This is a genomic window from Actinomadura soli (assembly GCF_005889715.1).
Lineage (GTDB): Bacteria > Actinomycetota > Actinomycetes > Streptosporangiales > Streptosporangiaceae > Spirillospora > Spirillospora soli.
Window position 1 is genome coordinate 1 of sequence record NZ_VCKW01000124.1, and the last position, 25,419, is coordinate 25,419.

At 73.2% G+C, this 25,419-nt stretch carries 25 protein-coding genes; 17 read left to right on the forward strand and 8 right to left on the reverse strand.

Features of this window, described 5'->3' with window-relative positions; all coding sequences use genetic code 11:
* The 4 genes from ETD83_RS23025 to ETD83_RS23040 form a co-directional block, all read right to left on the reverse strand.
* A partial coding sequence (locus tag ETD83_RS23025) for a TIGR03086 family metal-binding protein (RefSeq protein ID WP_138647229.1) occupies positions 1–503 on the reverse strand: 503 nt, incomplete at its 3' end.
* A 76-nt stretch (positions 504–579) separates the two neighbouring features.
* On the reverse strand, positions 580–1,200 hold the full coding sequence (locus tag ETD83_RS23030; protein ID WP_171064384.1) for a DUF305 domain-containing protein: 621 nt from the start codon (positions 1,198–1,200) through the stop codon (positions 580–582).
* A complete protein-coding gene (locus tag ETD83_RS23035; protein WP_138647231.1) occupies positions 1,197–1,808 on the reverse strand; it encodes a DUF3105 domain-containing protein in 612 nt (203 codons plus the stop codon). Before ETD83_RS23035 ends, ETD83_RS23030 begins: the two co-directional genes overlap by 4 nt.
* Before the next feature lie 105 nt (positions 1,809–1,913).
* Positions 1,914–2,363, reverse strand: coding sequence for a hypothetical protein (locus ETD83_RS23040; protein ID WP_138647232.1), 450 nt, complete (start codon positions 2,361–2,363; stop codon positions 1,914–1,916).
* 270 nt (positions 2,364–2,633) lie between these two features.
* Between ETD83_RS23040 and ETD83_RS23045 the strand changes: the two genes are divergently transcribed.
* The 7 genes from ETD83_RS23045 to ETD83_RS23075 all read left to right on the forward strand — a co-directional run bounded on the left by ETD83_RS23045 (position 2,634) and on the right by ETD83_RS23075 (position 10,013).
* Positions 2,634–3,908: a replication-associated recombination protein A gene (locus ETD83_RS23045; RefSeq protein ID WP_138647250.1), complete on the forward strand. Its 1,275-nt coding sequence runs from the start codon at positions 2,634–2,636 to the stop codon at positions 3,906–3,908.
* A 107-nt stretch (positions 3,909–4,015) separates the two neighbouring features.
* Positions 4,016–4,513: a DUF948 domain-containing protein gene (locus ETD83_RS23050; protein ID WP_138647233.1), complete on the forward strand. Its 498-nt coding sequence runs from the start codon at positions 4,016–4,018 to the stop codon at positions 4,511–4,513.
* Positions 4,510–4,839 (forward strand): hypothetical protein, encoded by a 330-nt coding sequence (locus tag ETD83_RS23055; protein WP_138647234.1) that lies wholly within the window; start codon positions 4,510–4,512, stop codon positions 4,837–4,839. Before ETD83_RS23050 ends, ETD83_RS23055 begins: the two co-directional genes overlap by 4 nt.
* 2 nt (positions 4,840–4,841) lie before the next feature.
* Positions 4,842–7,511, forward strand: coding sequence for an alanine--tRNA ligase (alaS, locus tag ETD83_RS23060; protein ID WP_138647235.1), 2,670 nt, complete (start codon positions 4,842–4,844; stop codon positions 7,509–7,511).
* A gap of 56 nt (positions 7,512–7,567) precedes the next feature.
* A complete protein-coding gene (gene ruvX, locus ETD83_RS23065) occupies positions 7,568–8,026 on the forward strand; it encodes a Holliday junction resolvase RuvX (protein ID WP_138647251.1) in 459 nt (152 codons plus the stop codon).
* The gene (gene mltG, locus ETD83_RS23070) at positions 8,023–9,183 is read left to right on the forward strand and encodes an endolytic transglycosylase MltG (protein ID WP_138647236.1); all 1,161 of its coding nucleotides are present in this window, start codon (positions 8,023–8,025) and stop codon (positions 9,181–9,183) included. The genes ruvX and mltG overlap by 4 nt, the downstream gene beginning before the upstream one ends.
* A complete protein-coding gene (locus ETD83_RS23075) occupies positions 9,180–10,013 on the forward strand; it encodes a shikimate dehydrogenase (protein ID WP_138647237.1) in 834 nt (277 codons plus the stop codon). Before mltG ends, ETD83_RS23075 begins: the two co-directional genes overlap by 4 nt.
* A 6-nt stretch (positions 10,014–10,019) precedes the next feature.
* On the opposite strand, the gene ETD83_RS23080 is transcribed toward ETD83_RS23075, so the two are convergent.
* Positions 10,020–11,420, reverse strand: coding sequence for a prenyltransferase/squalene oxidase repeat-containing protein (locus ETD83_RS23080; RefSeq protein WP_138647238.1), 1,401 nt, complete (start codon positions 11,418–11,420; stop codon positions 10,020–10,022).
* A gap of 169 nt (positions 11,421–11,589) precedes the next feature.
* Here ETD83_RS23080 and ETD83_RS23085 point away from each other — a divergent pair, with 169 nt between their 5' ends.
* The gene (locus tag ETD83_RS23085; RefSeq protein WP_138647239.1) at positions 11,590–12,294 is read left to right on the forward strand and encodes an HIT family protein; all 705 of its coding nucleotides are present in this window, start codon (positions 11,590–11,592) and stop codon (positions 12,292–12,294) included.
* Here ETD83_RS23085 and ETD83_RS23090 read toward each other — a convergent pair.
* Entirely contained in the window at positions 12,228–13,250 is a 1,023-nt protein-coding gene (locus tag ETD83_RS23090) for a carbohydrate kinase family protein (protein ID WP_138647240.1), read from the reverse strand. The two genes, ETD83_RS23085 and ETD83_RS23090, sit on opposite strands and share 67 nt — an antisense overlap.
* A 25-nt stretch (positions 13,251–13,275) precedes the next feature.
* Positions 13,276–13,773 carry an NUDIX domain-containing protein gene (locus ETD83_RS23095; RefSeq protein WP_171064385.1) on the reverse strand — a complete coding sequence of 166 codons (498 nt, stop codon included), beginning with the start codon at positions 13,771–13,773 and terminating at the stop codon, positions 13,276–13,278.
* Between the two features lie 613 nt (positions 13,774–14,386).
* On the opposite strand from ETD83_RS23095, the gene infC reads away from it, so the two are divergent.
* From infC to ETD83_RS23140, 9 genes are all read left to right on the forward strand, one after another.
* Positions 14,387–14,920 (forward strand): translation initiation factor IF-3, encoded by a 534-nt coding sequence (infC, locus tag ETD83_RS23100; protein WP_268920484.1) that lies wholly within the window; start codon positions 14,387–14,389, stop codon positions 14,918–14,920.
* A 230-nt stretch (positions 14,921–15,150) separates the two neighbouring features.
* Positions 15,151–15,345 (forward strand): 50S ribosomal protein L35, encoded by a 195-nt coding sequence (gene rpmI, locus ETD83_RS23105; protein ID WP_138647242.1) that lies wholly within the window; start codon positions 15,151–15,153, stop codon positions 15,343–15,345.
* 70 nt (positions 15,346–15,415) lie between these two features.
* Positions 15,416–15,796, forward strand: coding sequence for a 50S ribosomal protein L20 (gene rplT / locus ETD83_RS23110; protein ID WP_131967131.1), 381 nt, complete (start codon positions 15,416–15,418; stop codon positions 15,794–15,796).
* 34 nt (positions 15,797–15,830) lie between these two features.
* Positions 15,831–16,646, forward strand: coding sequence for a TrmH family RNA methyltransferase (locus tag ETD83_RS23115; RefSeq protein ID WP_138647243.1), 816 nt, complete (start codon positions 15,831–15,833; stop codon positions 16,644–16,646).
* Positions 16,647–16,924: 278 nt separating this feature from the next.
* Complete coding sequence (locus tag ETD83_RS23120) at positions 16,925–17,419, forward strand: STAS domain-containing protein (RefSeq protein ID WP_138647244.1); 495 nt, start codon at positions 16,925–16,927, stop codon at positions 17,417–17,419.
* 203 nt (positions 17,420–17,622) lie between these two features.
* The gene (locus ETD83_RS23125; RefSeq protein WP_407921513.1) at positions 17,623–18,723 is read left to right on the forward strand and encodes a PAS domain-containing sensor histidine kinase; all 1,101 of its coding nucleotides are present in this window, start codon (positions 17,623–17,625) and stop codon (positions 18,721–18,723) included.
* 139 nt (positions 18,724–18,862) lie between these two features.
* On the forward strand, positions 18,863–19,972 hold the full coding sequence (pheS, locus tag ETD83_RS23130) for a phenylalanine--tRNA ligase subunit alpha (protein WP_138647246.1): 1,110 nt from the start codon (positions 18,863–18,865) through the stop codon (positions 19,970–19,972).
* Positions 19,972–22,503, forward strand: coding sequence for a phenylalanine--tRNA ligase subunit beta (gene pheT, locus ETD83_RS23135; protein ID WP_138647247.1), 2,532 nt, complete (start codon positions 19,972–19,974; stop codon positions 22,501–22,503). The genes pheS and pheT overlap by 1 nt, the downstream gene beginning before the upstream one ends.
* A 282-nt stretch (positions 22,504–22,785) precedes the next feature.
* Positions 22,786–24,402, forward strand: a complete 1,617-nt coding sequence (locus ETD83_RS23140) for an ABC-F family ATP-binding cassette domain-containing protein (protein WP_138647248.1) — start codon at positions 22,786–22,788, stop codon at positions 24,400–24,402.
* A 200-nt stretch (positions 24,403–24,602) separates the two neighbouring features.
* Here the strand turns inward: ETD83_RS23140 and ETD83_RS23145 are convergent.
* On the reverse strand, positions 24,603–25,419 hold an 817-nt coding region (locus ETD83_RS23145), incomplete at its 5' end, for an ABC transporter permease (RefSeq protein WP_138647249.1).

Here is a 25,419-nt window from a genome sequence, read left to right on the forward strand (position 1 = left end):
GGGAGGGGCGGGGCCAATTGGCCTTTCGCCCTGAGGGGGGCCGAGACGACTTGGGCGGTGGCGAAGGCGTGGTGGACGAGGTCCGGGTCGAGGTGTGACGGCTGGCCCGTCGCCTGGGCCAGGTCCCAGGCGTGGACGAGCGGCTCCAGGATGTAGGCCTCCAGGTAGTCGGCCAGCGGCAGGTGGCCCAGGGCGCCGAAGGGGATGGGGGCCTTCAGGGCGTCCGGGGTCAGCGCGGCGGTGCATTCCTTGCGGGCCGTCCGCCAGCTCATCAGCACGTCCCCCGGGACGAACCGGGACGGGTCGTGGCTGACGTCCGGCACGGGGTCCTCGGCGGCCAGGGCCCGGACCAGGTGCTGCCCGCCGGTGACGTGGCCGGCGACGTCCCGGGCGGTCCACCCCGCGCAGGGCGACGGCGCGTCCCAGCCGTCCGGGGAGACGCCGGCGACCAGGCCCTCGAACATGTCGAGGGCCCGGTGGTAGCCGCTGAGGTTCTGAGCCATCTGGTCAGTGACGCGCGATCCGACCGGCCTGTCAAGCGCTATCGCGAAGGTCGCCTCCCTCGTCCGGCCGAGCGGGTCAGGCCGCGGGGCCGCCCCGCCGCCGGAGCATCTCGTTCATCAAAGTGATCTCGGAGCGCTGACCCTCCACCATCGTGCGCGCGAGGCGGCGCACCCGGTCGTGGTCCGTGCGGGCCAGCACCGCCTCGGCCATGGCGACGCCGCCGCGGTGGTGGGCGGCCATCAGGCGCAGGTACAGGACCTCGGCGGCGCGGCCGGACGCCTTCTCCAGGTCGGTGAGCCGCTCCCGCGTCGCCATGCCCGGCATCGCCGCGGACGCTCCCGGGTGGCCGCCGTGCCCCGACATCCACCGCATGGGGCCTGCCGGGTCGGTCTTGGGGAGGCCCCACTCGTCCAGCCAGGCGGTCATCATGCCGATCTGCGCGGACTGGGTGCTGATGATGTCGTAGGCCAGCAGCCGGACGTCGCGGTCGTCCGTCCGGTCCCTGACGATGAACGACATCCGCACCGCCTGCGCGTGGTGGGCGCTCATGTCGCGGGCGAACCCCGCCTCCGGGCCGTCCCTGGCCGGCCCGCCCGAGCGGGACACGGTGAGCGCCACCAGCGCCGCGCCGGTGAGGAGGACGAGGGCGGCGAGGACGACGGTGACGCGCCGTCCCCGCCGCGCGTCCTGGGTCACGGCGTGTCCTTCGCCCCGTCGCACGGTGCGCCGGGCTCGGGGGTCTGCGGGCCCTTCACGAAGGCCCGCAGGAACTCGTCGGCGCGCTTGTCGGAAGCGTCCTGGAGCTTGATCTGGCGGCCCCAGGCGCTCAGCGCGATCGGGGCGTCCAGCGACGGGTACGGGCTCAGGAACGTGTAGTCCGTGCCGGTGACCTTGGCCTTGAGGGCGTCGAGCTGGGCGGCGGCCAGGCCGGGGCGGTAGGTGATCCAGACGGCGCCGTGCTCCAGGGAGTGCACGGCGTTCTCGTTGCGCAGCGGTGTGTCGTACACGCGGCCGTTGCAGTTCTGCCAGGCGGAGTCGTGGTCGCCGCCCATGGGCGGGTTGTTGGCGTAGTCGACGGGGCTTGAGGTGTGGTTACGGCCCAGGTCGTCCTTGATCACCATTCCGGCGATGGACGCGGAACCGTCCGCGGACGACGGCCTGGACTGCATGAACGCATAACCGATGGCGACGGTCGCGACCAGGCCGATCAGGGTGAAGAAGGCGATGGCGCCCCATGGCGTCTCGCGCTGCGTGAGCGCGTCCTTCGGCTTGCGGGCGTCCTTGTTGCGGGCGCTTTTGGACATGAGAGCGGTCCTCTCGATGCTGTGGCTGGATGTCGGACAGAAGGGCAGCGCCGCATCGCGGTGGACGTCGATACGGCGGGTGCGGGCGGCCTTACGGCCGGTCTGTCACAGCCGGAGCACCTGGAGAGCGGGCCGGAACACGGGTCTGGACGTGCGCGCGGCGGCGGGGAGGAGCGTCCAGCCGACGCGGGCGGGCAGGCGAGCGGCCGCACGGCGCAGCGCGACGGCCAGGCCGAGCAGGACGAGGGTGAACAGGGCCGCCAGGCACAGGCACGCGTCCATCGGCGTCTGCGCGGGCCGGTCCTTCAGGGGCGCTGTCAATTCCTTGTCAGCGAGCCTGTGAAGGCCGTGGAGCGCCGAACCACCGGAGCCGGGGGTGTGATGGCCGGTGGCCGCGGACGCGACGGCCACGGGCACGCTCACGGCGTGCTCGGTGCACACGCGGTCCACCGGGCCGTGCCGCAGCCCGTAGCTGAAGATCAGCCCGCCCACGACGAAGAGCACCACGAGCAGCCCTGCCGGCCCGTGGCGCCTGCGCGGGGTCGTACCGGACACCGTCACGCTCCTGAATGCGACTTTCGCGCCGTTCCAACGCGGGAGCCCGGCCCCGGGTTCCCCACGCCCGGAGCTTAGGCGGTGGGAAGCCGTGCGTCCGGCGATGTCGGCGCCGCGAGATAGTGTCGGAGCGTGACCAGCAGGGCGGAATCGGGCGAGCCGGAGGGCCTTTTCGACGCGCCGGTCCCGGAGCGCGGGCCGGCTGTGCCTGCGGCGGGCGCCCCGGCGGCGTCCGGCGGGGCGGACGTGCGGCAGCCGCTCGCCGTGCGGATGCGCCCCCGCGCGCTGGACGAGGTCGTCGGGCAGGCCCATCTGCTCGGCCCCGGCACCCCGATCCGCCAGCTCGTCGACCGGGACGTGCCGATGTCGCTCGTCCTGTGGGGCCCGCCCGGCACCGGCAAGACCACCCTCGCCACGGTCGTCAGCCACGTCACGTCCCGGCGGTTCGTGGAGATCTCCGCGGTCAGCGACGGCGTCAAGCGCGTCCGCGCCGAGATCGACCTGGCCCGCCGCGAGCTCGGCATGGCCGGGCGGCAGACCGTCCTGTTCGTCGACGAGGTCCACCGGTTCAACAAGGCCCAGCAGGACGCGCTGCTCCCCGCCGTGGAGAACCGCTGGGTGTCGTTCATCGGCGCCACCACCGAGAACCCGTTCTTCTCCGTCATCAGCCCCCTGCTGTCGCGGTCGCTGCTGCTGACCCTGGAGCCCCTCGGCGAGGACGAGCTGCGCCAGGTGATCCACCGGGCGCTCGCCGAGGAGCGCGGCCTGGACGGCGCCGTCACCCTCGACCCCGCCGCCGAGGACCACCTCGTCCGGCTGGCGGGCGGCGACGCCCGCCGCGCCCTCACCTACCTGGAGGCCGCGTCCCTCGTCGTCGAGGACGGCGGCGCGATCGACGTCGGCGTCCTGGAGAAGGCCGTCGACCGGGCCGCCGTCCGCTACGACCGCGAGGGCGACCAGCACTACGACGTCATCAGCGCGTTCATCAAGAGCATCCGCGGCAGCGACCCCGACGCCGCGCTCCACTACCTGGCCCGCATGATCGAGGCCGGGGAGGACCCGCGCTTCATCGCCCGGCGGCTGATCGTCCACGCCAGCGAGGACGTCGGCATGGCCGACCCGACCGCGCTGCCGACCGCGGTCGCCGCGGCGCAGGCGGTGGAGTTCGTCGGCCTGCCCGAGGCCCGCATCAACCTCGCCCAGGCCGTGATCCACCTCGCCCTGGCGCCCAAGTCGAACGCGGTCATCACGGCCGTGGACGAGGCGCTCGGCGACGTGCGCAAGGGCCTGGTCGGGCCCGTCCCCGGGCATCTGCGCGACGCGCACTACAAGGGCGCGGCGAAGATCGGGCACGGGGAGGGCTACAAGTACGCGCACAACCACCCCGGCGGAGTGGTGAAACAGCAGTATGCGCCCGATTCGGTCGACGGGCGGGAGTACTATCGGCCGACCCGGCACGGCGCCGAGGCCCGGTTCACCGAGGTCCTCGCGCGGATACGGTCCGTCCTGCGCGGCTCGCCCGGCGAGGGACGCGACCGCCGCTGATCGATCTTGTCCGGCCGGTGCTCCCGCCACGCGGTGCGGGGGACCGGTAAGGTCGATCAGGCCATGCCCGGCGCGGAGAGCCGGAACCGCACGAACGGAAAGCCCTGATGCTCACTGGTGGACAGCTCGCAGGTCTCATCGTGGCCGTTTTCTGGGCGGTGCTCGTCACGTTCATCGCGATCACCCTGCTGAGGCTCGCCCGTCTCCTCCGCGAGGCCGGCGAGGTCGTCCGCGACATCGGCGACCAGGCGGGCCCCCTGATGGACGACATGGCCCGCACGGTCCGGCGCGCCAACGAGCAGCTCGGCCGCACCGACGTCATCACCAAGCAGGTCGCGGGCGTCACCCAGAACGTCTCCGCCGTCACCACCGTCATGACCTCGGTGGTGGGCGGCCCGCTGGTGAAGGCCGCCGCCTTCTCCTACGGCGTCCGCAAGGCCCTCGGCGGTCGCGAAGGCGACGACACCGGCCACTCCGGCGACGCCCGCTCCCAGCAGGACCGGCCCCGGCAGGACGAGCCCCGCCAGAGGCGTTCCCGCAACGGCCGGTCCCGGGCCGCGCGGCCGGAGCTGCAGGCCCGGTCCTCGGGCAGGGGACGCAGATGAAGCGGCTGTTCTGGCTCTCCGTCGGCGCGGGCGCCGGCGTCTACGTCTCGCACCGCGTCAAGCGCCGCGTCGTGCGGTTCACGCGGGCCTGGTCCCCGGAGGGCGTCGCGGCGCGCGCGGTGTCGACCGGGCAGGGCGCGGGCGAACGGCTGAGGCATTTCGCGTCCGACGTCCGTACGGAGATGAGGGCCCGCGAGGAGGAGCTGCGCGAGGCCGTCCGCATGGACCAGGCCCCGCCGGACGCCGGGCTCTCGCAACCTCGCCGGGTGCTGAGAGCGCGTTACACGATCATCGATCACATCGACCACGACAAGGATGGCCACTGATCATGGAGTCGGCAGAGGTGGCACGCCGCTTCCTCACGTTCTTCGAGGAGCGCGGGCACACGGTGGTGCCCTCGGCCAGCCTGGTCGCCGAGGACCCGACCCTCCTGCTGGTCAACGCCGGCATGGTCCCGTTCAAGCCGTACTTCCTCGGCCAGCGCACCCCCCCGTCGCCGCGGATGACCAGCGCCCAGAAGTGCGTGCGGACGCCCGACATCGAAGAGGTCGGCAAGACCACCCGGCACGCCACGTTCTTCCAGATGCTGGGCAACTTCTCCATCGGCGACTACTTCAAGGAGCAGGCGATCCCGTTCGCCTGGGAGCTGCTGACCCGGTCCCGGGACGACGGCGGCTTCGGGTTCCCCGAGGACAAGCTCTGGGTGACGGTCTTCACCGACGACGACAAGGCCGCCGGCCTCTGGCACGACAAGGTCGGCGTCCCCCTCGACCGCATCCAGCGGCGCGGGATGGAGGACAACTTCTGGTCGATGGGCGTCCCCGGCCCGTGCGGGCCCTGCTCGGAGATCTACTATGACCGCGGCCCCGAGCACGGCCGCGAGGGCGGACCGGTCGCCGACGAGGACCGCTACCTCGAAGTGTGGAACCTCGTCTTCATGCAGTACGAGCGGGGCCCGGGGGAGAGCAAGACCGACTTCCCGATCTTGGGCGACCTGCCCGCCAAGAACATCGACACCGGCATGGGCCTGGAGCGCATGGCGGCGATCCTGCAGGGCGTCGACAACATCTACGAGACCGACACCCTGTGGCGCGTCCTCGACCGCGCCGCGGAGCTGACCGGCGCCCGGTACGGCCGCGAGCACCGCGCGGACGTGTCGCTGCGCGTCATCGCCGACCACGTCCGCAGCGGGACGATGATGGTCGCGGACGGCATCCGCCCCGGCAACGAGGGCCGCGGCTACGTGCTGCGCCGCATCCTGCGCCGCTCCATCCGCAACCTCCGCCTCCTCGGCGGCGAGGACGCCGGCCTCATGCACGAGCTGACCGCCGTCGCGATCACCGCGATGGGCGAGCAGTATCCCGAGCTGGTCCGCACGGCCGCGAACATCCACACGGTCATCGACGCCGAGGAGGACTCCTTCCTCCAGACGCTCCGCACCGGCACCGCCATCTTCGACACCGCCGTCGAGGAGACCCGGCGTTCAAGCTCCACGACGCTCGCGGGCGAGCAGGCGTTCAAGCTCCACGACACCTACGGCTTCCCGATCGACCTGACCCTGGAGATGGCGTCCGAGCAGGGCCTCCAGGTGGACGAGGACGGATTCCGCCGCCTCATGCGCGAGCAGCGGGAGCGCGCCAAGAAGGACGCCCGCGACAAGAGGACCGGCAACCTGGACGTGTCCGTCCTCGACGAGCTGCTCACCGGCGCCGGCGGCAAGGTCGACTTCATCGGCTACCGGCACCTGCTCGGCGACGCCCGCCTGGTCGGGCTGCTGGTGGGCGGCGCCAACGCGCCCGCGGCCGGGGAGGGCACCGAGGTCGAGGTCGTCCTCGACCGCACCCCGTTCTACGCCGAGGGCGGCGGGCAGCTCGCCGACCACGGCCTGATCAGGCTCGGCAACGGCGCCGTCATCGAGGTCACGGACGTGCAGTCCCCCCTCGCCGGGCTCGTCGTGCACCGCGGCCGCGTCGTCAGCGGCGAGGCCCAGGCCGGCGACTCCGCGCACGCCGAGGTGGACGTGGAGCGCCGCCGGGCGATCTCCCGCTCGCACACCGCGACCCACCTGGTGCACGCCGGGTTCCGGCGCGCTCTGGGCGAGTCCGCCGCGCAGGCCGGGTCGGAGAACTCGCCGGGCCGGTTCCGGTTCGACTTCACCGCGTCCGGCGCCGTCCCCGCGACCGTGCTCCGCGATGTCGAGGACGAGGTCAACGAGGTCCTCGTCGGCGACCTGGACGTCCGCGCGTTCCACACCTCGATCGACGAGGCCCGCGCGATGGGCGCGCTCGCGCTGTTCGGCGAGAAGTACGGCGACGAGGTCCGCGTCGTCGAGGTCGGCGACTACTCCCGCGAGCTGTGCGGCGGCACGCACGTCGCCCGCTCCGGGCAGCTCGGCCTGATCAAGGTGCTGGGCGAGTCGTCCATCGGGGCCGGGGTCCGCCGCGTCGAAGCCCTTGTCGGGATCGACGCGTTCCGGTTCCTCGCCCGCGAGAGCGTCCTCGTGGCGCAGCTCGCCGAGCAGATGAAGGCCCGCAAGGAGGAGCTGCCCGAGCGCGTCTCGGGCATCGTCACGCGGCTCAGGGACGCGGAGAAGGAGCTGGACAAGCTCCGCTCCCAGCAGGTCCTCGCCATCGCGGGGTCGCTCGCCGACGGCGCCGAGGACGTCAACGGCATCGCGTTCGTCGGGCACCGCGCCCCGGACGGCACCGGCGCCGACGACCTGCGCAAGCTCGCCGTCGACGTCCGCGGCCGCCTCACGTCCCGGCCCGCCGTCGTGATGGTCGCCGGCGTGCCGAAGGACCGTCCCGTCGTGGTCGTCGCCGTCACCGGGGGCGCCCGCGACCGGGGCCTCAAGGCGGGCGCGCTCGTCGGGCTCGCCGCCAAGGCGCTCGGCGGCGGCGGCGGAGGCAAGGACGACCTCGCCCAGGGCGGCGGTGCCGACCCGTCCGCCATCGGCGACGCCCTCGCCGCGGTAGAACAGGCCGTAGGGGCCGCGTGAGCCCGGGATTTCGGGGCAAGGACACCGGGACCGGCCCGCCGAGCGGGGGCGAGGCGATGAGGCGGGGCACCCGGTTGGGGATAGACGTGGGGAGTGTCCGGATCGGGGTCGCGCGCTGCGACCCCGGCGGGATCCTCGCGTCGCCGCTGGAGACCGTGAAGAGCGGCAAGGGCGACGTCGACCGGATCGTGGCCCTCGTCGCCGAGCACGAGGCGATCGAGGTGGTCGTGGGGCTGCCGACGTCGCTGTCGGGCCGCGAGGGCCCGGCCGCGGAGGCGGCCCGCAGGTTCGCGGCCAGGCTCGCCGACCGGCTTCCCCCGGACACGGTCCGGCTGCACGACGAGCGGCTCACCACCGTGACGGCCGAGAGCGGCCTGCGCGCCGGGGGCGTCCACGGCAGGGCGCGGCGGGCGGTCGTCGACCAGGCGGCCGCGGCCGTCCTGCTCCAGGCGGCCCTTGACGCGGAACGGTTGACTGGGCGTCCCCCAGGCGAGATCGTCCGGGGAAGCTCATGAACGACTTGGACCTTTTCTCAGACCCGTACGGCGACGGCCGCCCGTACGACGAGCGGTACGGCAGGCGCGATCAGCGCCGCGTCCGCAAGCGGCAGAAGCGGCGCAGGCGCAACAGCCGCGCCGCCGCCCTGTTCGCCCTGGCGTTCCTGGTCGCGGTGTTCGGCACCGGCGGCGTCCTCGGGTACGCGTGGCTGGACGACAAGCGCCACCCGCCGGACTACGACGGCCAGGGCTCCGGGAAGGTCACCGTACAGATCAAGGACGGCGCGAGCGGCTCGGTGATCGGGGCGACGCTGGAGGAGCACCGCGTGGTGAAGAGCTCCCGCGCGTTCGTGCAGGCGTACACGAAGGAGGCGCGCGCCGCCAGCATCCAGCCGGGCTTCTACCAGATGCGACTGAGGATGTCGTCGGCCGCGGCGATGGCGCTGCTGCTGGACCCGAAGTCCCGCGCCGGCAACCAGATCACGATCCCGGAGGGCCGCCGGGCCGTCGAGACCTACGAGCTGCTGGCGAAGAAGACCGGCATCTCGGTCAAGGAGTTCCAGACGGCCGCGAAGAAGCCTGAAGCGCTCGGGCTGCCCCCGTACGCGAAGGGCAAGGTCGAGGGCTACCTCTACCCGGGACGCTACGACCTCGACCCGAACGGCTCGGCCGAGCAGATCCTCAAGCAGATGGTCGCCCGCTTCAACGAGGAGGCGCAGAGCGTCGACCTGGTCGGGAAGGCGCGCGAGGCGGGCATGAACCCGGCGAAGGTCATCACGCTGGCCAGCCTCGTCCAGGCGGAGGGCGGCAAGCCCAGCGACCTGCCGAGGATCTCCCAGGTGATCTACAACCGGGTGGAGAAGGGCATGCCGCTCCAGTTCGACACGACCGTGCTGTACGCGCTCAACAAGCGGACGCTCACGGTCACGAACCAGGACCTGCAGGTCGACTCGCCGTACAACACCTACAAGCACAAGGGCCTGCCGCCGGGCCCGATCGCCAGCCCCGGGCCGGAGGCGATCGAGGCGGCGCTCACCCCGGAGGAGGGGACGTGGCTGTTCTTCATCGCCACCGACCCCACCAACAAGATCACCGAGTTCGCCACGACGGAGGCGGAGCGGCTGCGCCTGGAGAAGAAGTTCCGGGCCTGGCAGAAGGCGCACCCGGGGCAGTGACAGGGGAGACGACGCGGCGCGCCGCCGTGCTGGGGTCGCCGATCGCGCATTCGCTGTCGCCGGTGCTGCACCGCGCGGCGTACGCGGCGATGGGCCTGGACGCCTGGACCTACGACGCCGTCGAGTGCGGCGAGGACGGCCTGGCCGGGCTGCTGGACGGCCTCGGCCCCGAATGGGCGGGGCTGTCGCTGACGATGCCGCTCAAGCGGGTCGCGCTCGGCCTGGTCGACACGGTGTCGGACCTGGCGGTGAAGGTCGGCGGCGCCAACACGATCGTCCTGCGGGACGGGCGGCGGCACGGCGACAACACCGACGTGCACGGCATCGTGACGGCGCTGACCGAGGCGGGTCTGAAGGCGCCCTCGTCCGCGCTGGTGCTCGGCGGCGGCGCGACGGCGGCGTCCGCGCTGGCCGCGCTCGCCGGGCTCGGGACGGACGAGGCCGTCCTCGCCGCCCGCACGCCCGGGCGCGCCGCCGAGGCCGCGCGGGTGGGGGAGCGGTTCGGGCTCGCGGTCCGGGTCGTCCCGCTCGACACGGCGACCGCGCACCTGCCCGCCGAGCTGGTGGTGTCGACGCTGCCCGGACGGGCGGCCGACGCGTTCGCCGGGCCGGTCGCCGCGTCCGGCGCGGCCCTGTTCGACGTGGTGTACGCGCCGTGGCCGACGGCGCTCGCGGACGCGGTGGAGCGGGCCGGCGGGACGGTCGTCGGCGGGTTCGCGATGCTCCTGCACCAGGCCGTCCGGCAGGTGGCGCTGATGACCGGCCGCGAGGACGTCCCCGTGGAGGCGATGCGCGCCGCCGGGGAAGCGGAGCTGGCCCGCCGGTCCTGACCCGGGTCAGGGCGGGCCGCGCTGGGTGCGGCGCCGCCTCATCGACTCGTTGACGCCGGTGAGGACGACCGGCAGGATCACGCTCAGCCAGAAGTCCTTCCAGCCCCAGATGCCGGCCGCGACGCCGAACGCGCTGCACAGGCACACCAGGACCAGCAGGGACGCTGCCCAGTGCCGCCGCGCGAGCGCCACCGGGTCGACCAGCCGGCGGTTCGGCAGCAGGTCGGCCAGCGGACGTTCCCGCGCGTGGGCGCGCTGCACGACCGCCGCGTCCGGCAGCCAGTGCACCACGTCGGCGCTCCCGGCGAGCGGGAGCCGGGCGAGCGCGATCAGGGTCTCCAGGCGCCACCACAGCGTCCACAGGGAGGTGCGCCCGCTGCCCGGGTAGCCGTTCCAGCGCGGGCCGGCGACCTCGCCGCGGGTCAGCGTCCGGAACGCGCGGGCGACGGCCGGGCCGTGCGGGCCGCGCGGGTCCCGCAGCAGCGCCGTGAGCGCGATCGGCAGCCCGTGGTGCCAGAGCGCCAGCCGCCACACCGGCTTCGACCCGGCGCCCTGGGGCGAGACGTCGTAGGTCTCGATCCAGGTGTGCTCGTCGTCCGGGTCGAGGTTGGCGAGGAGCCAGTCGTAGGCGTCCAGCAGCCGCTCGGACCGCAGGTCCGGACGCGCCTCCGCCAGCGTCACCAGCGCGAACGCCGTGTGTGTGACGGTCGGCCTGGACGCCTGCGTCGGCCCCCAGCCGGGGCGGTGCGCGGTCCGGTCCGCCGTGAGCCACTCCACACCCCGGTCGACCGCCGGGTCGTACGGGTTGAGCTGGCTGAGCGCGCGGAGCGCCAGGCACGTCAGCCACACCCGGGACTGGCAGCCGAGCAGCGACCCCCAGCCGCCGTCCGGATTCTGGTTCTGCAGCAGCCAGTGGTAGGCGCGCCTCAGGTCGGGGGCGTCGTCGCGAAGGTCGCAGCGGGCGCGGGCCAGGAACCGCGCGATCCAGCCGGTCGCCTCCACGACCGGCATGCCAAGGCTGGTCTTGGTGGCCCAGCCGCCGTCCCGGAGCGCGTCCTGGGAGCTCGTCTGGCGGGCGGCGAGGAACGCCAGGCCGTCGTCGAAGTGCTCGAACGGACGGCCCGCCTCCACGAACGCCAGCAGCCCGAGGGCGGTCGCGGTCGTGCCGGGCTCGGGCCTCGTCAGCTCGTGGTACCAGCCGCCGCCGGTGCCGAGGGCGGGGGCGTAGGCGTCGCGCAGGACGTCCAGCGACTCGTTCAGCCGGGTGTCGAGCACCGCCATGTCGATGACGGCCGCGTCCTCGCTCGGACGGGACGCGCCGCGCCACAGCCGGACCCGTGGCCGGGGCGTGGCGGCGGGCGGGTCGGCGCGCGGCGCCGGTGCGGGGAGCTGGGGTGTCTGGTTCACGATTCTGCCTTCTGTTCCTTATGTGCCCGCAAAGTCAATCCCCGTACCCCTTGCGCCTGATGTCGCTGTCCGCGCCCGTACACAACCGTGGCGACGAGGATCGCCCGCGCGGGCGCCGGGCACGCTGGAAGGCGAGCGATTCCCCGCGACCCGTGAAGCTGGAGGAGGCTTGGCCGAGCCGACGGCGTGGACCGCGCCCGTCCACGAATGCGTCCTGTGCCCGCCCCTGCGATTCCGGTTCAACGGCATGGCCGACCTGCCGGGGGAGTCCGGCGTCATCGCGCGCGACGCCGACTTCCTCCTGATGCCGGACGTGGCGCCGCTCGCCGAGGGGCACGTCCTGCTGGTGACCCGCGAACACCACCAGTGCGCCGCAGCGTTCGGCCCGGCGCTGTGGGAACGCGCCCTGCGATGGCGCGACCGCGTCGCCCGCCTGTACGACCGGGCCTACGGGACGCGCGAACTGCTGCTGTTCGAGCACGGCCCGGCGAGCTCCCAAGGCGGAGGCGCGTGCATCGACCACGCCCACTGGCACTTCCTCCCCGGCACACCCGGCGTCCGGACGATCGTGGAAGGACGCGGCCTCCCGGCAGCGCCTGCCGACCACGCCGCGCTCCGGGCCTTCCTGCGCACCGGCCGCTCTTACCTGCTCATCGAGGAGGACGGCGTCGCGACCGTCCATCCCGGTGACGGGGTCCGGAGCCAGTTCCTGCGCTGGGCGGTCACGGCCGCCGGGCAGAACGGCACATGGCGCTGGCAGGAGACGTTCGGGCTTCCGGCCAGCAGGCGCCGTTTCCTCCGCACCCTTCAGGCGCTGCGCGGAGCGGCGGCCTCCCCGCCGGACGCGGACGACCCGCCCGACAGCCACCAGTAGAGCTCCGACGCCGCCAGCCGGTCACCGAACCCGGCGCGCTCCACGCCGTCGCCGTAACCGGTCGGGTACTCCATCAGCAGCCCGTCCCGCTGGTACGCGAGCGCGTGCTCCAGCGACGTGTCGCCGAAGCGCAGCAGCCATAGCGGACGGCCCGGCACCGCCCGGTCCAGCACCGGGAGCAGCTCCCGCACCTCGTGCACCGCGGCCGCGCTCCCGAGCAGCCGCGCCAGCGTGGGTGCTTCGGAGATGACGAGGTCGGCGAGCGCCAGCATCGGCAGTACCTCGTCCGCCGGGAGCCGCGCGTCGACGTCGTGCGGGACGAGGTCGAACGCCACCCTCGTCCCCGCGTCGCGGGCGATCCGGGCCGCCGTGTGCAGCGCCGTCCTCGACACCGGGGACAGCAGCGAGTACCCGTCGGTGACCAGCACGTCCGCGGCCTCGATCCCGGCCGCCGCCGAGCGGACCTCCGCCGCGGTGAGGCGCCGCCCCGGCGGCTCCTCCTGGACGACCAGCAGCCGCACCCCCGGCCCCGTGTCCGGGCGGCGGCCGTCCGGACGGCCGCGCAGCATCACCGACACCCCGTTCGGGATCCCGGGCTCGACGCGCAGATGGTCGTCGGCCCCGATCCGCCGCAGCTCCCGGCGGATCACCGGCGTGAAGTCGTCGTCGCCGATCTTGCCCAGCACGCCCACCCGGCGGAAGTAGCGGGTGGCGCACCGGGCCAGGTTGACCGCCGTCCCGGCGACGATCGCCCGCGCCGGCGCGTAGGTGAGCCGGTCGGCGTCCACCTCCGCGAACCGGACGTCCGGCAGCGTCGCGCGGACCTCGATCCCCACGTCCCCGATGACGAAGACGTCGAAGCGGCGCTCGTCCACGCCGTCCACGCCGTCCCCACTGTCAACGCCGTCCACGCCGTTCAGGCCGGGCCACTCCGCCGGCGATCGGGACGAGGCCATGTCGTCTGCTGGTCCTTCGGCGGGGTCAGCCGGGCGCGAGCAGGAACGCCCGCATCACCGGACGCAGGCTCGGGATCAGGTCGTAGGCGCTCACCTCGGGCAGCGGCACCCAGGCGCAGCCGTCCAGGTGGTCGCCGGTGTCCTGGTTCTCCAGGGTGGCGTCGAGCGTCACCGGCCTGCACCGCCGCGCCGCCGCGACCACGCGGATCTGACCGCCACCGGCGATCGCCGAGCGGTCGGGCATGAACCACTGCCACAGATGGAACGGCGGCCCCGGGTCGATCTTGAGGCCGACCTCCTCCCACACCTCCCGGCGGATGTGGTCGTCCAAATCCAGGTCGTCCTCCACCTCCAGCCGCCCGCCGGGCACCTCCCAGCGGCCGGGGTGGAACGGGTCGGACGCCGACTTCCGGACGAGCAGCAGCCGCCCGCCGGAGACGATGAACGCCTTCTGGGCGAACGCCAGACCGATCGGGGACAAGGCGGTGAGGGGACCGGCCGTGCCGGCCTTGACCGAGGGCATCGCGGGAACTACCTCCCTTGGTGCCGGCCCCACCGGGCGTCGAGCGGAGCCCGTCCGTTGATTGGCGGTGGGTGGGGGCTGGAGGGGCCGTCTTCGCTTCACCGTAACAAGGCGCGGCCGTGATGCCGAGAGGTCCGCCGGGCCCAATGCCCCTCGCCTCATCGTCGCGGCCACAGCGGGCAGGGACGACCGGTCGCGTCCCGCCCGGCCGACCGGGCCCGGGAATGGGCTGGACGTCTCCGCCGTTGAGGAGGGTGGCGTACCTCACGCGGGTCCCACGAGGACGGCCAGGGCATGGCGCATTAGGCCCTAACAGATGGTAGTCTTTGTGGCCGACCGGCCCTACGCGCGTGACCGAAAAGGGAGCGAGCGCTGGGCGCACAAGCGGAGGCCACCTCCCACCTGACCGGCCTGGCAGGCCGGTGGGTCTCGGTCCGGCGAGCGGGCACATGCCCGTGGCGCCGTCGTCCCTGGGCGGCTCAGCCGGCCGGGGAGACCGAAGGTGGCCCCGTGCGTGAGTCGTGCGGGGCTTTTTTCGTGGGAGCCTCGGGGTACGACCGGTCCAACGACGTGAGAACGGCCCCAAGGAGGTCCCATCAGCGCCGAACCGCGTATCAACGACCGCATCCGCGTGCCTGAGGTCCGGCTCGTCGGCCCGAACGGCGAACAGGTGGGCATCGTGCCCATCGCCAAGGCCCTTGAAATCGCGCGTGAGTCGGACCTCGACCTCGTCGAGGTGGCGCCCACCGCGCGCCCGCCCGTCGCCAGGCTCATGGACTACGGCAAGTTCAAGTACGAGTCCGCGATGAAGGCCCGGGAAGCGCGGAAGAACCAGGCGCACACGGTCATCAAGGAGATCAAGCTCCGGCCGAAGATCGACCCGCACGACTACGAGACCAAGAAGGGTCACGTGGTGCGGTTCCTGAAGGCCGGGGACAAGGTGAAGGTCACGATCATGTTCCGCGGTCGTGAGCAGTCCCGTCCCGAGCTCGGGTACCGGTTGCTGCAGCGGCTCGCCGACGACGTCGAGGAGCTCGGCTTCGTCGAGTCGCGGCCCAAGCAGGACGGCCGAAACATGATCATGGTGATCGGTCCGCACAAGAAGAAGACGGCCCGCGGGCAGGAGACCGAAGCCGGCACCGCCTAAGGCCGCCGGGACCGTACGCGGCCCGCGACGAGCCGGGGCCCGGCTCAGCGGCCTCGGGGGCGGTCCCACCTCCGCGTCCTCGCGCAGAGCGGGGTCACGGCGCACGTACATTGAAGCCTGACCTGGTGCGCCCCACGGATCCGAGCGGACGGACCCGTGCGATGCGCCGATCAGGTACGCCCCCGTGCCGTCCGCACGGGGGCCGGGACAACAGGGAGACGACGGCGACCATGCCGAAGACCAAGACCCACAGCGGTGCCAAGAAGCGCTTCAAGCTGACCGGCACCGGCAAGGTGATGCGCCGCCGCGCCAACCGCAACCACCTGCTCGAGCACAAGCCGTCCAAGCGGACCCGGCGGCTCGGCGGCCCGGCCGTGGTGGCCGACGCCGACGCCAAGAACATCAAGAAGCTGCTGCGCAAGTAGCACTCGACCAGGAACATCAGCGACCGGCCGAGGCCCGGACGGCCCCGGCCCCCACGAAGGAGTTCAGCACGTGGCACGCGTGAAGCGGGCGGTCAACGCCGCCAAGAAGCGTCGGGTCGTCCTGGAGCGGTCGAGCGGCTACCGCGGTCAGCGTTCGCGCCTGTACCGCAAGGCCAAGGAGCAGCAGCTCCACTCGATGACCTACGCGTTCCGGGACCGCAAGGACCGCAAGGGCCAGTTCCGCCGGCTGTGGATCCAGCGGATCAACGCCGCGGCCCGCGCCAACGGCATCACCTACAACCGGTTCATCCAGGGCCTGAAGGCCGCGGACGTCGAGGTCGATCGGCGCATGCTCGCCGAGCTCGCCGTCAACGACGCGCCCGCGTTCGCCGCCCTGGTCAAGGTCGCCAAGGACGCGCTCCCGGCCGAGGGAAGCACGGAGGCCGCCTGATCCGGGTCTCCCGGACACGGGCGGGCGGAGCGATATGGCGGGCCGCGAGCTGACCTCCCTGCGGTCACCGAGGGTGAAGGCCGCTCGACGGCTCGCCAAACGCGCCTTCCGCCGCCGCGAGAACCGGTTCCTCGCCGAGGGGCCGCAGGCGGTGCGGGAGGCGCTGGAGATCCCCGGCGGCCTCGCCGAGCTGTTCACCACGGCCGAGGCCGAGGCCCGCCACCCCGACCTGGTCCTCGCCGCCGAGCGCACCGGCGCGCCGGTGCTGCGCGTCAGCGGCGAGATCATGGCCGAGCTCGCGCAGACCGTCACCCCGCAGGGGCTGCTGGCGGTCTGCGAGTTCGTGGACGTGCCGCTGGGCAAGGCGCTGGAGGCGGGCCCGCGGCTGGTGACCGTCCTCGCGCACGTCCGCGACCCCGGCAACGCGGGCACGGTGCTGCGCACCGCCGACGCCGCCGGGTCGGAGACCGTGGTGTTCACCGACGCGTCCGTCGACCCCTACAACGGCAAGTGCGTGCGGGCCTCGGCGGGCAGCCTGTTCCACCTGCCGGTCGTCGTCGGCCCGCGGTTCGACGAGCTCATCCCCGAGCTGAAGGCCGCCGGGCTCACCGTCCTCGCCGCGGACGGCGCCGGCGACCGCACCCTCGACGACGCGATCGACGGCGGGCTGCTGGCGCGTCCCACCGCCTGGGTGTTCGGGAACGAGGCGTGGGGCCTGCCCGAGGAGATCCTCCGGCATGTCGACGAGGTCGTGCGGGTGCCGATCCACGGGCGCGCCGAGAGCCTGAACCTGGCGACGGCCGCGGCCGTATGCCTCTATGCCTCGGCCCGCGCCCAGCGCGGGACGTGACGGACCGCACATGCCGCCGGTCGCGGCGGTTCTGTGCGATCCGTGATCGGATGGCCGCAATCGGTCGCCTTTGCTGCCGCCTTCCGGCCGGTGAGCTGCGAAGATGAGCTGCGCGCGGGCGGCGGCCGGGGGGCCTGCCACCGTGCCGGACTCGTCCGCAGGTAGGAGCCGGAGACGGGCCGGGCGATGGATCCGCCCAGGTAGGCCCGGTGCTTACCGTGTTGATCAGTGCGTTTACCAGGTGCGGCGACGATGCCGTGCAGAGTGGGGGCGAAGTGATGAGCGAGGACATCAGGCCGGCCAGGAGGGCGGGCCGGCGCGGACCGGAGGTGAGGTGCCGGACGGCCCGCACCACCGGCCCGTCGCTCGCGGCGCCGCAGTTCCCCGCCGCCCAGGATCCGGGCGTCGCGGGCGAGCTGGAGGTCGAGCTCGCGATGGTGCGGGGCGAGTCCGCCGTCGTCGTGGTGACCGGCGAGATCGACCTGCGCACGGCCGACACGCTGTGCGCGCGGCTCGTCGAGGCGCGCGGCGAGGGCCCGCGCCGGCTGGTGGTCGACTTCTCCGCCGTCGCGTTCTGCGACGCGGCCGGGCTCGGCGCCCTGGTCGGCGCGCACAACAGGATCGCGGTGTCCGGCGGTGAGATCTCGCTCGCCGGGGTCCGTCCGGCCCAGCTGCGGCTGCTGCGCATCACGGGGCTGGACCGCCTGTTCGCCGTCCACCCGGACGTGGCCGCCGCGCTCGCCGAGCACGACTCGTCCACCACGTCCAGGTGAGGTCCGCCGCCCCCGCCGACATGGTTCCTGGTGAAAGGGCGTTCCGGGGCCGCCGGAACCCCGCCCGAGGGCCACACATGCCTTGCCGCAGAGGGCTTTGCGGGTCCCGCAAGACGCCCGACTGCGGCTAGAGTCTCTTCTCGACAGGCCGCGTTCTCTTCGGTGCTCTGGAGGCCGCTGTGGGCGGAGAGGAACCCCCTCGCGTGGCCGCACGCGCGCCCGCAGAGGGTTCCGCGGACGGTCCCGCGCCCGGGCCGGGCGGCGTCCCGCCGGACGACCTGCCCGACGGCCTGATGGTCGCCGGCCGCGACGCCCGCGTGGTGATGTTCAACGCCGCCGCGGTGCGGATGACCGGGGTCACCGCCGCGTCCGCCCTGGGCCGCGACTTCCGCGACGTCCTGCCGCTGCACGACGCCGAGGGCCGCGACTGGTGGAAGTGCCTGGCCCCCTACGACGGCCTGTCCACCCGCACCCGCCACCCCGAGCGCGTGCTGTTCCTGCCCGGCGGCGCCGAGGTGCTGGTGACGGCCGCCTACCGGCGCGACGGCGACGGCCGGGTGGAGCGCTTCACGGTGTGCCTGCGCGACGCCCTGCAGCGCGCCCGCCGCGAACGCGACCGCGCCGACCTCGTCTCCACCGTCGCCCACGAGCTCCGGTCCCCGCTGACCAGCGTCAAGGGGTTCACCGCGACGCTGCTCGCCAAATGGCACCGCTTCAACGACGACCAGAAGCGCGTGATGCTGGAGACCGTCAACGCCGACGCCGACCGCGTCACCCGGCTGATCACCGAGCTGCTGGACGTGTCCCGCATCGAGGCCGGCCGGCTGGAGATGCACCGCCAGGTCGTCGACCTGCCCGAGGAGGTCCGCAAGGTCATCGCGGGCCGGGTCGCGGCGGGCGAGCCGGAGGACCGGTTCAGGTTCGAGTCCCGCGGCGTGCTGCCGGAGATGTGGCTCGACCCCGACAAGATGGACCAGATCCTCGGTAACCTGGTCGAGAACGCGGTGCGCCACGGTGCGGGGACGGTCACCATCGTGGTCGAGCCGGACGCGCACAAGGAGGGAGCGGCCGTGTCGGTGCGCGACGAGGGCGAGGGCATACCGCCCGAGGCCGTCCCGCGCGTCTTCCGGCAGTTCTGGCGCGGCCCCGGCGGCAACCGCCGCGGCGGCACCGGCCTCGGGCTCTACATCGTCAAGGGGCTCGTCGAGGCGCACGGCGGCGTGATCACCGTGCGGCGGGCGCCCGGCGGCGGCGCCGAATTCCGATTTACCGTGCCCGCAGGGGCCCCCGACTACGCCACCTGAGCCCGGCGCGTATCGCCGGGACGGCCGGTCGCCAGGGTGCCTGGGCGGGCCAGCGCGTTTCGCGCACGCTTTCCGGATCTTCACCGCCCGCGCACTAGACTGCGGGCGTCCCACGCCGACCGGAGTCGATCACACAGCCATGTCTGCACCCAACAAGTCCTACGATCCCGTCGAGGTGTCCGCGTTGCAGCCGGAAGAGCTCGAACGGGCCCGCGACGAGGCCCTCGCCGCCATCGCCGCCGCGGCCGACCTCGACGACCTGAAGCAGGTCCGCCTGGCGCACGCCGGCGACCGCTCGCCGCTGGCGCTCGCCAACCGCGAGATCGGCGCGCTGCCGCCCGCGGCCCGCGCCGACGCCGGCAAGCGCATCGGCGCCGCCCGCGGCGCCGTCGCCCAGGCCGTCAAGAAGCGCCAGGGCGAGCTGGAGGACGAGCGCGACCAGCGCGTCCTCGTCGAGGAGACCGTCGACGTCACCCTGCCGTGGGACCGCGCCCCGCGCGGCGCCCGGCATCCGCTGACCACCATGCAGGAGCGGATGGCGGACGTCTTCGTCTCGCTCGGCTTCGAGGTCTCCGAAGGCCCCGAGGTCGAGGCGGAGTGGTTCAACTTCGACGCCCTCAACTTCCTGCCCGACCACCCCGCCCGCACGATGCAGGACACGTTCTTCGTCGAGTCGGAGGGGTCCGGCCTGGTGATGCGCACGCACACCTCGCCGATGCAGATCCGGTCGCTGCTGTCGCGCGAGCTGCCGGTGTACGTGGTCGCGCCCGGACGCACGTTCCGCACCGACGAGCTGGACGCCACGCACAGCCCCGTCTTCCACCAGCTGGAGGGGCTCGCCGTCGACGAGGGCCTCACCATGGCCGACCTGCGCGGCGGCATCGACGCGTTCGTGTCCGGCATGTTCGGCGAGGGGCTGAAGACGCGGTTCCGGCCGTACTACTTCCCGTTCACCGAGCCGTCCGGCGAGGTCGACATGCAGTGCTTCGTGTGCCGCGGCGCGTCCGCGGAGCCGGGCGGCGCGCCCTGCCGGACGTGCAGCTCGGAGGGCTGGATCGAGCTCGGCGGCTGCGGCATGGTCAACCCGCGGGTGCTGGTCGCCTGCGGCGTCGACCCGGACCGCTACAGCGGCTGGGCGTTCGGGCTGGGCGTCGAGCGGGCGCTGATGTTCCGGCACGGCGTGGAGGACATGTACGACATGGTGGAGGGCGACGTCCGGTTCACCCTCCCGTTCGGGATGGAGATCTGATGCGGGCCCCGCTTTCCTGGGTGCGCGAGTACGCCGAGCTTCCGGCCGGCGTCACGGGCCGCGCGCTGGCCGCCGAGCTGATCGCGGCGGGCCTGGAGGTCGAGACCGTCGAGCAGGCGGGCGCCGACATCACCGGCCCCCTCGTCGTCGGCGAGGTCCTCTCGTTCGAGGACCTGACCGAGTTCAAGAAGCCGATCCGCTACTGCCGGGTCGACGTCGGCAAGGCCAACGGCACCGGCGAGCCGCAGAACATCATCTGCGGCGCGACGAACTTCGCGGCCGGCGACCACGTGGTCGTCATCCTGCCGGGCGGCGTGCTGCCCGGCGGGTTCGAGATCGGCGCCCGCAAGACCTACGGCCGCGTGTCGGAGGGCATGATCTGCTCGGTCACCGAGCTCGGCATCGGCGACGCCCACAGCGGCATCCTCGTCCTGCCGCCGGACACGCCCGTCGGCGCGGACGCCATCGAGCTGCTCGGGCTGCGCGACGACGTCCTCGACATCGCCGTCACGCCCGACCGCGGCTACGCCCTGTCGATCCGCGGCATCGCCCGCGAGGCCGCCACCGCCTACGGCGTCCCGTTCAAAGACCCGGCTCACGTGGATCTGCCCCCGAAGAGAGGGTCGAGCGGAGCTCGTCCTTTGAATGGTGGTGGGCGGGGGCTGGAGGACGGTGGGGAGGCGTATCCGGCGAGCATTGCCGACGCGACCGCGTGCGACCGGTTCGTGCTGCGCGAGGTGCGCGGCTTCGACCCGGACGCGCAGACCCCCCTGTGGATGCGGGTCCGCCTGCACCGCGCGGGGATGCGTCCGGTGTCGCTGGCCGTCGACATCACCAACTACCTGATGCTGGAGCTCGGGCAGCCGCTGCACGCGTTCGACCGGGGCAAGCTCACCGGCCCGATCGTGGTGCGCCGCGCCGCCCCCGGCGAGAAGCTGGAGACGCTCGACCACGTCATGCGGACCCTCGACCCGGAGGACATCCTCATCACCGACGAGTCGGGCCCGATCTCCATGGCGGGCACGATGGGCGGCCTCGCCACCGAGATCGACGAGCGCTCGTCCGACATGGTCATCGAGGCCGCGCACTTCGACGACATCGGCACCGCGCGGATGAGCCGCCGCCACCGGCTGCACAGCGAGGCGTCCTACCGGTTCGAGCGCGGCGTCGACCGCGAGCTGCCGCTGTACGCGTCGTACCGGGCGGTGCGGATGCTCGCCGAGCTGGGCGGCGCCGAGGTCATGCCCGGCGTCACGCACGCCGAGGCGCCCGTCGAGCCGGTCACGGTCACGATCGCCGCCGGGCACCCCGACAAGGTCGCGGGTGTGACCTACGGACGGGACGTGGTCGTGCGGCGGCTGGAGCAGGTCGGCTGCACCGTCGAGGGCGATGACGTCCTCACGGTCACGCCGCCGTCGTGGCGTCCCGACCTCACCGACCCGAACGACCTCGCCGAGGAGGTCATCCGGCTGGAGGGGTACGAGAACATCCCGGCCAGGCCGCCGCGCCCGATCAAGGGGAAGGGGCTGACCGTCCGGCAGCGGCTGCGCCGCCGCGTCGGCCGCGCGCTGGCCGGGGCCGGGTACGTCGAGGCGCTGGCGTTCCCGTTCGTCGCAGAGAAGGACTGGGACGCCCTGCACCTTCCCGCCGACGACCCGCGCCGCCGCACACTGCGCCTGGCGAACCCCATGTCGGAGGAGGAGCCGCTGCTGCGGACCACGCTGCTGCCCGGCCTGCTCAAGGTGCTGGCGCTGAACGTGGGACGCGGCTTCGGCGACACCGCCCTGTACGAGTTGGGCGTGGTGTTCCGCCCGCACCCGGACGCGCCGGAGCGGGCGCCGCGCCTGGCGGTCGACCGGGGCCCGACGGCCGACGAACTGGCCGCCCTCCAGGCGGCGCTGCCCGACCAGCCGCACCGGGTCGCGGTCGTGCTGTCCGGCGAGCGCGAGCCGTCCGGCTGGTGGGGCGGGGGCCGTCCGGCGCTCTGGGCGGACGCGATCGAGGCCGCCCGCACGGTGGCCCGCGAGGTCGGCGTCGAGCTGACGGTGAAGGCCGACCAGCACGCGCCGTGGCATCCGGGCCGCTGCGCCGCGCTCTACGCGGGTGACACGCTCGTCGGGCACGCGGGCGAGCTGCACCCGCGCGTCACGAAGGCGTACGGGGTGCCCTCGCGGTCGTGCGCGATGGAGCTGGAACTTCGCCGCCTCGGCGACCCGGCGACCGTCCGCGCGCCGCACGTGTCGAGCTACCCCGTCGCCACGCAGGACGTCGCGCTGATCGTCGACGACGCGGTGCCCGCCGCCGAGGTGGAGGCGGCGCTCCGCGAAGGCGCCGGGGAGCTGCTGGAGGCGATCCGGCTGTTCGACGTCTACACCGGCGAGCAGGTGGGCGAGGGCCGCAAGTCGCTCGCCTACACGCTGCGGTTCCGCGCCCCGGACCGGACGCTCACCGCGGAGGAGACGTCGCGGGCCCGCGCCGGAGCCGTCGCCTCGGCGTCCGAACGCACCGGCGCCGTCCCACGCGGCGCCTGACCGACGAAAACCGAACGCGCGCCCCGGGCCTCGCCCCGGGGCGCGCGCTCGCGTCTGCCGCCCGTTATCAGGTAGCCTGGCCGACGTCACATCGCCGCCCGGCAGGGGAGTCCATTGAGGATCTGAGGTCCGACACCGCGCACCGGCCGTCCATCGGCCCGCGCACGTGACCTCAGTACGGACTCCCGTCTCGCCGGGCTTTTCCATGCCCGCCGGCGCGTCGCGCGGCCCGCGGTGTCTCCATGCGTCCCGCATCTGCTCATCACCATGGAGGCCCTCCCTATGTCTTTCGCCATCGTCTGCTCGGACCTCTCGTTCGCCTGGGAGGACGGCACCGCCGTCCTGGACGACCTGGACGTCGCGTTCGGCGCCGGCCGGACGGGCCTGATCGGCGTCAACGGCTCCGGCAAGTCCACCCTGCTGAAGATCATCGCCGGTGAGCTGCGTCCCGCGTCCGGCACCGTGACCGTCGAGGGGGAGGTCGGCTACCTCCCGCAGAACCTCGTCCTGGACGGCACCGCGACCGTCGCCGGCCTGCTCGGCATCGGCGAGGTCCGCGCCGCGCTGCACGCCATCGAGCGCGGCGAGGCCACCGACGCCGACTTCGCCGCCGTCGGGGACGGCTGGGACGTCGAGGAACGCGCCCGCGCCGAACTCGACCGGCTCGGCCTCGACCACCTGGACCTGGACCGGACCGTCCCGACCCTGTCCGGCGGCGAGGCGGTGATGGTCGGCCTCGCCGCGAAGTTCCTCGCCCGCCCGGACGTCCTGCTGCTGGACGAGCCGACCAACAACCTCGACCTGGACGCCCGCCGCCGCCTGTACGACGCGGTCGCGTCCTGGACGGGCGTGCTCGTCGTCGTCAGCCACGACCGCGAGCTGCTCGACCGGGTCGACGAGATCGCCGACCTGCGCGACGGCGCCGTCCGGATGTTCGGCGGGAACCTGTCCGCCTACGAGGAGCTGCTCGCGGTCGAGCGGGAGGCCGCGGAGCGGACGGTCCGCGCCGCCGAGACCGAGGTGCGGCGCCAGCGGCGCGACCTGGTGGAGGCGCACGTCAAGCTGGCCCGCCGCAGGCGCTACGGCGCCAAGATGGAGGAGAGCAAGCGCGAACCGAAGATCGTGATGGGGGAGCGCAAGCGGCAGGCGCAGGTGTCGGCGGGCAAGCACCGCATCATGCACGAGGAGCGCCTCTCCGGCGCCCGCGACCGGCTCAGCGAGGCGGAGGACGCGCTCCGCGAGGACGCCGAGATCCGCGTCAAGCTACCCGCCACCCGCGTCCCGGCCGGGCGGACGGTCGCGACCGTGACCGGCCTGGCCGCGCCCGTGCCGGAGATCGGCACCCTCACCGAGCTGATCCTCCAGGGCCCGGAGCGGATCGCGCTGACCGGCCCGAACGGCTCCGGCAAGACCACGTTCCTGCGGGCGCTGACCGGCGACCGCGTCCCCGAAGGAATGACCGTCAGGATCGGTGTGGACGGCGTCCGGTACCTGCCGCAGCGGCTCGACGTCCTCGACGAGGAACTCAGCGTCGTCGACAACGTCCGCGAGCGGGCCCCGTCGGCGAAGCCGTCCGAGATCAGGGCCGGGCTGGCACGGTTCCTGTTCCGCGGCGCGCGCGCCGAGCAGCCCGCCGGGACCCTCTCAGGCGGCGAACGCTTCCGCGCGGTCCTCGCGTCCCTGCTGCTGGCCGAGCCCGCCCCGCAACTGCTCCTGCTGGACGAGCCGACGAACAACCTGGACATGGCGAGCACCGCCCAGCTGGCCCAAGCCCTCACCGCCTACCAAGGCGCCCTGATCGTGGTAAGCCACGACGTCCCGTTCCTACGAACCCTGAAAATCACCCGCTGGCTCCGCATAGACGGAACGACCGGCCTAACAGAGACCGACCCGATGTAGAACCCCCACCACGACAAGACCTCAGCCGGGTCCACGGGTCGTGCGGCCGGAGGCGCCCAGCGCCGGAGGTCGCACGACCCGACGAGCCGGGCGACCGGAGCGCCACGATCAAAAACCCGCACGGTCACGAAACCCGCAACCGTGGCGTGAGGATCGACCGGCTCGCGACGGGGGTTCCAGGGGGTCGCCCCCTGGGCAAGCTAGGTGAGTACGCGCTTGGTGAAGGTGCGCATCGACGCCCAGGTCAGCAGGATCGTCCCGCCGAGGATGGCCAGGAGGAACGCCCACGCCGGCATGTGCGGGACGTCCGGCGTCAGCGCGCTGCGCAGGCCCTCGCTCACGTACACCAGCGGGTTGAACAGGCTGACGATCTGGAGCCAGCGGATGTCCTCCAGCGCCGACCACGGGTAGTACACGCAGCCGAGCATGGTCATCGGCAGCAGCACCATCGCGAACAGCACCTGGACCTTCTGCGGGTTCATCAGCGTGCCCAGCAGCAGCCCGCCCGCCGCCGAGAGCAGCGACCCGGCGACCATCACCAGGATCAGGACGGGCCAGTTGTCCACGTGCACCTTGGGCGCCTGCCCCTCGGCGTGGATGAGCAGCACCGCGGGGAACACCAGGAGCCCGCCGATCAGGCCCTGCGCGGCCGCGGCGATGATCTTCTGGGCGGCCAGCAGCGGGATCGGCACCGGGGCCAGCGCCCGGTCGGTGATCGACTTCTGCCAGTTCAGCTCCATCATCAGCGGGAAGATCACCGCCATCATAGCCTGCATGATGATGGACGAGCCGACCAGCCCGGGCACGAGGATCGTGGCGAACGTCGGCCCGCCGGGACCGCCCGCCATGGCGCCGCCGCCGAGCTTCGGCAGGACGTAGGCGAACACGAACACGAACATCACCGGCTGCACCAGGACCCGCGTGAACGTGGACACGAAGTTCTTGCGCATGACGCGCCCCTCGCGCGCCATCATCGCGGCGAACGTGCGGGGGAGCGTCGCCCGCGCGGGCGGCGGC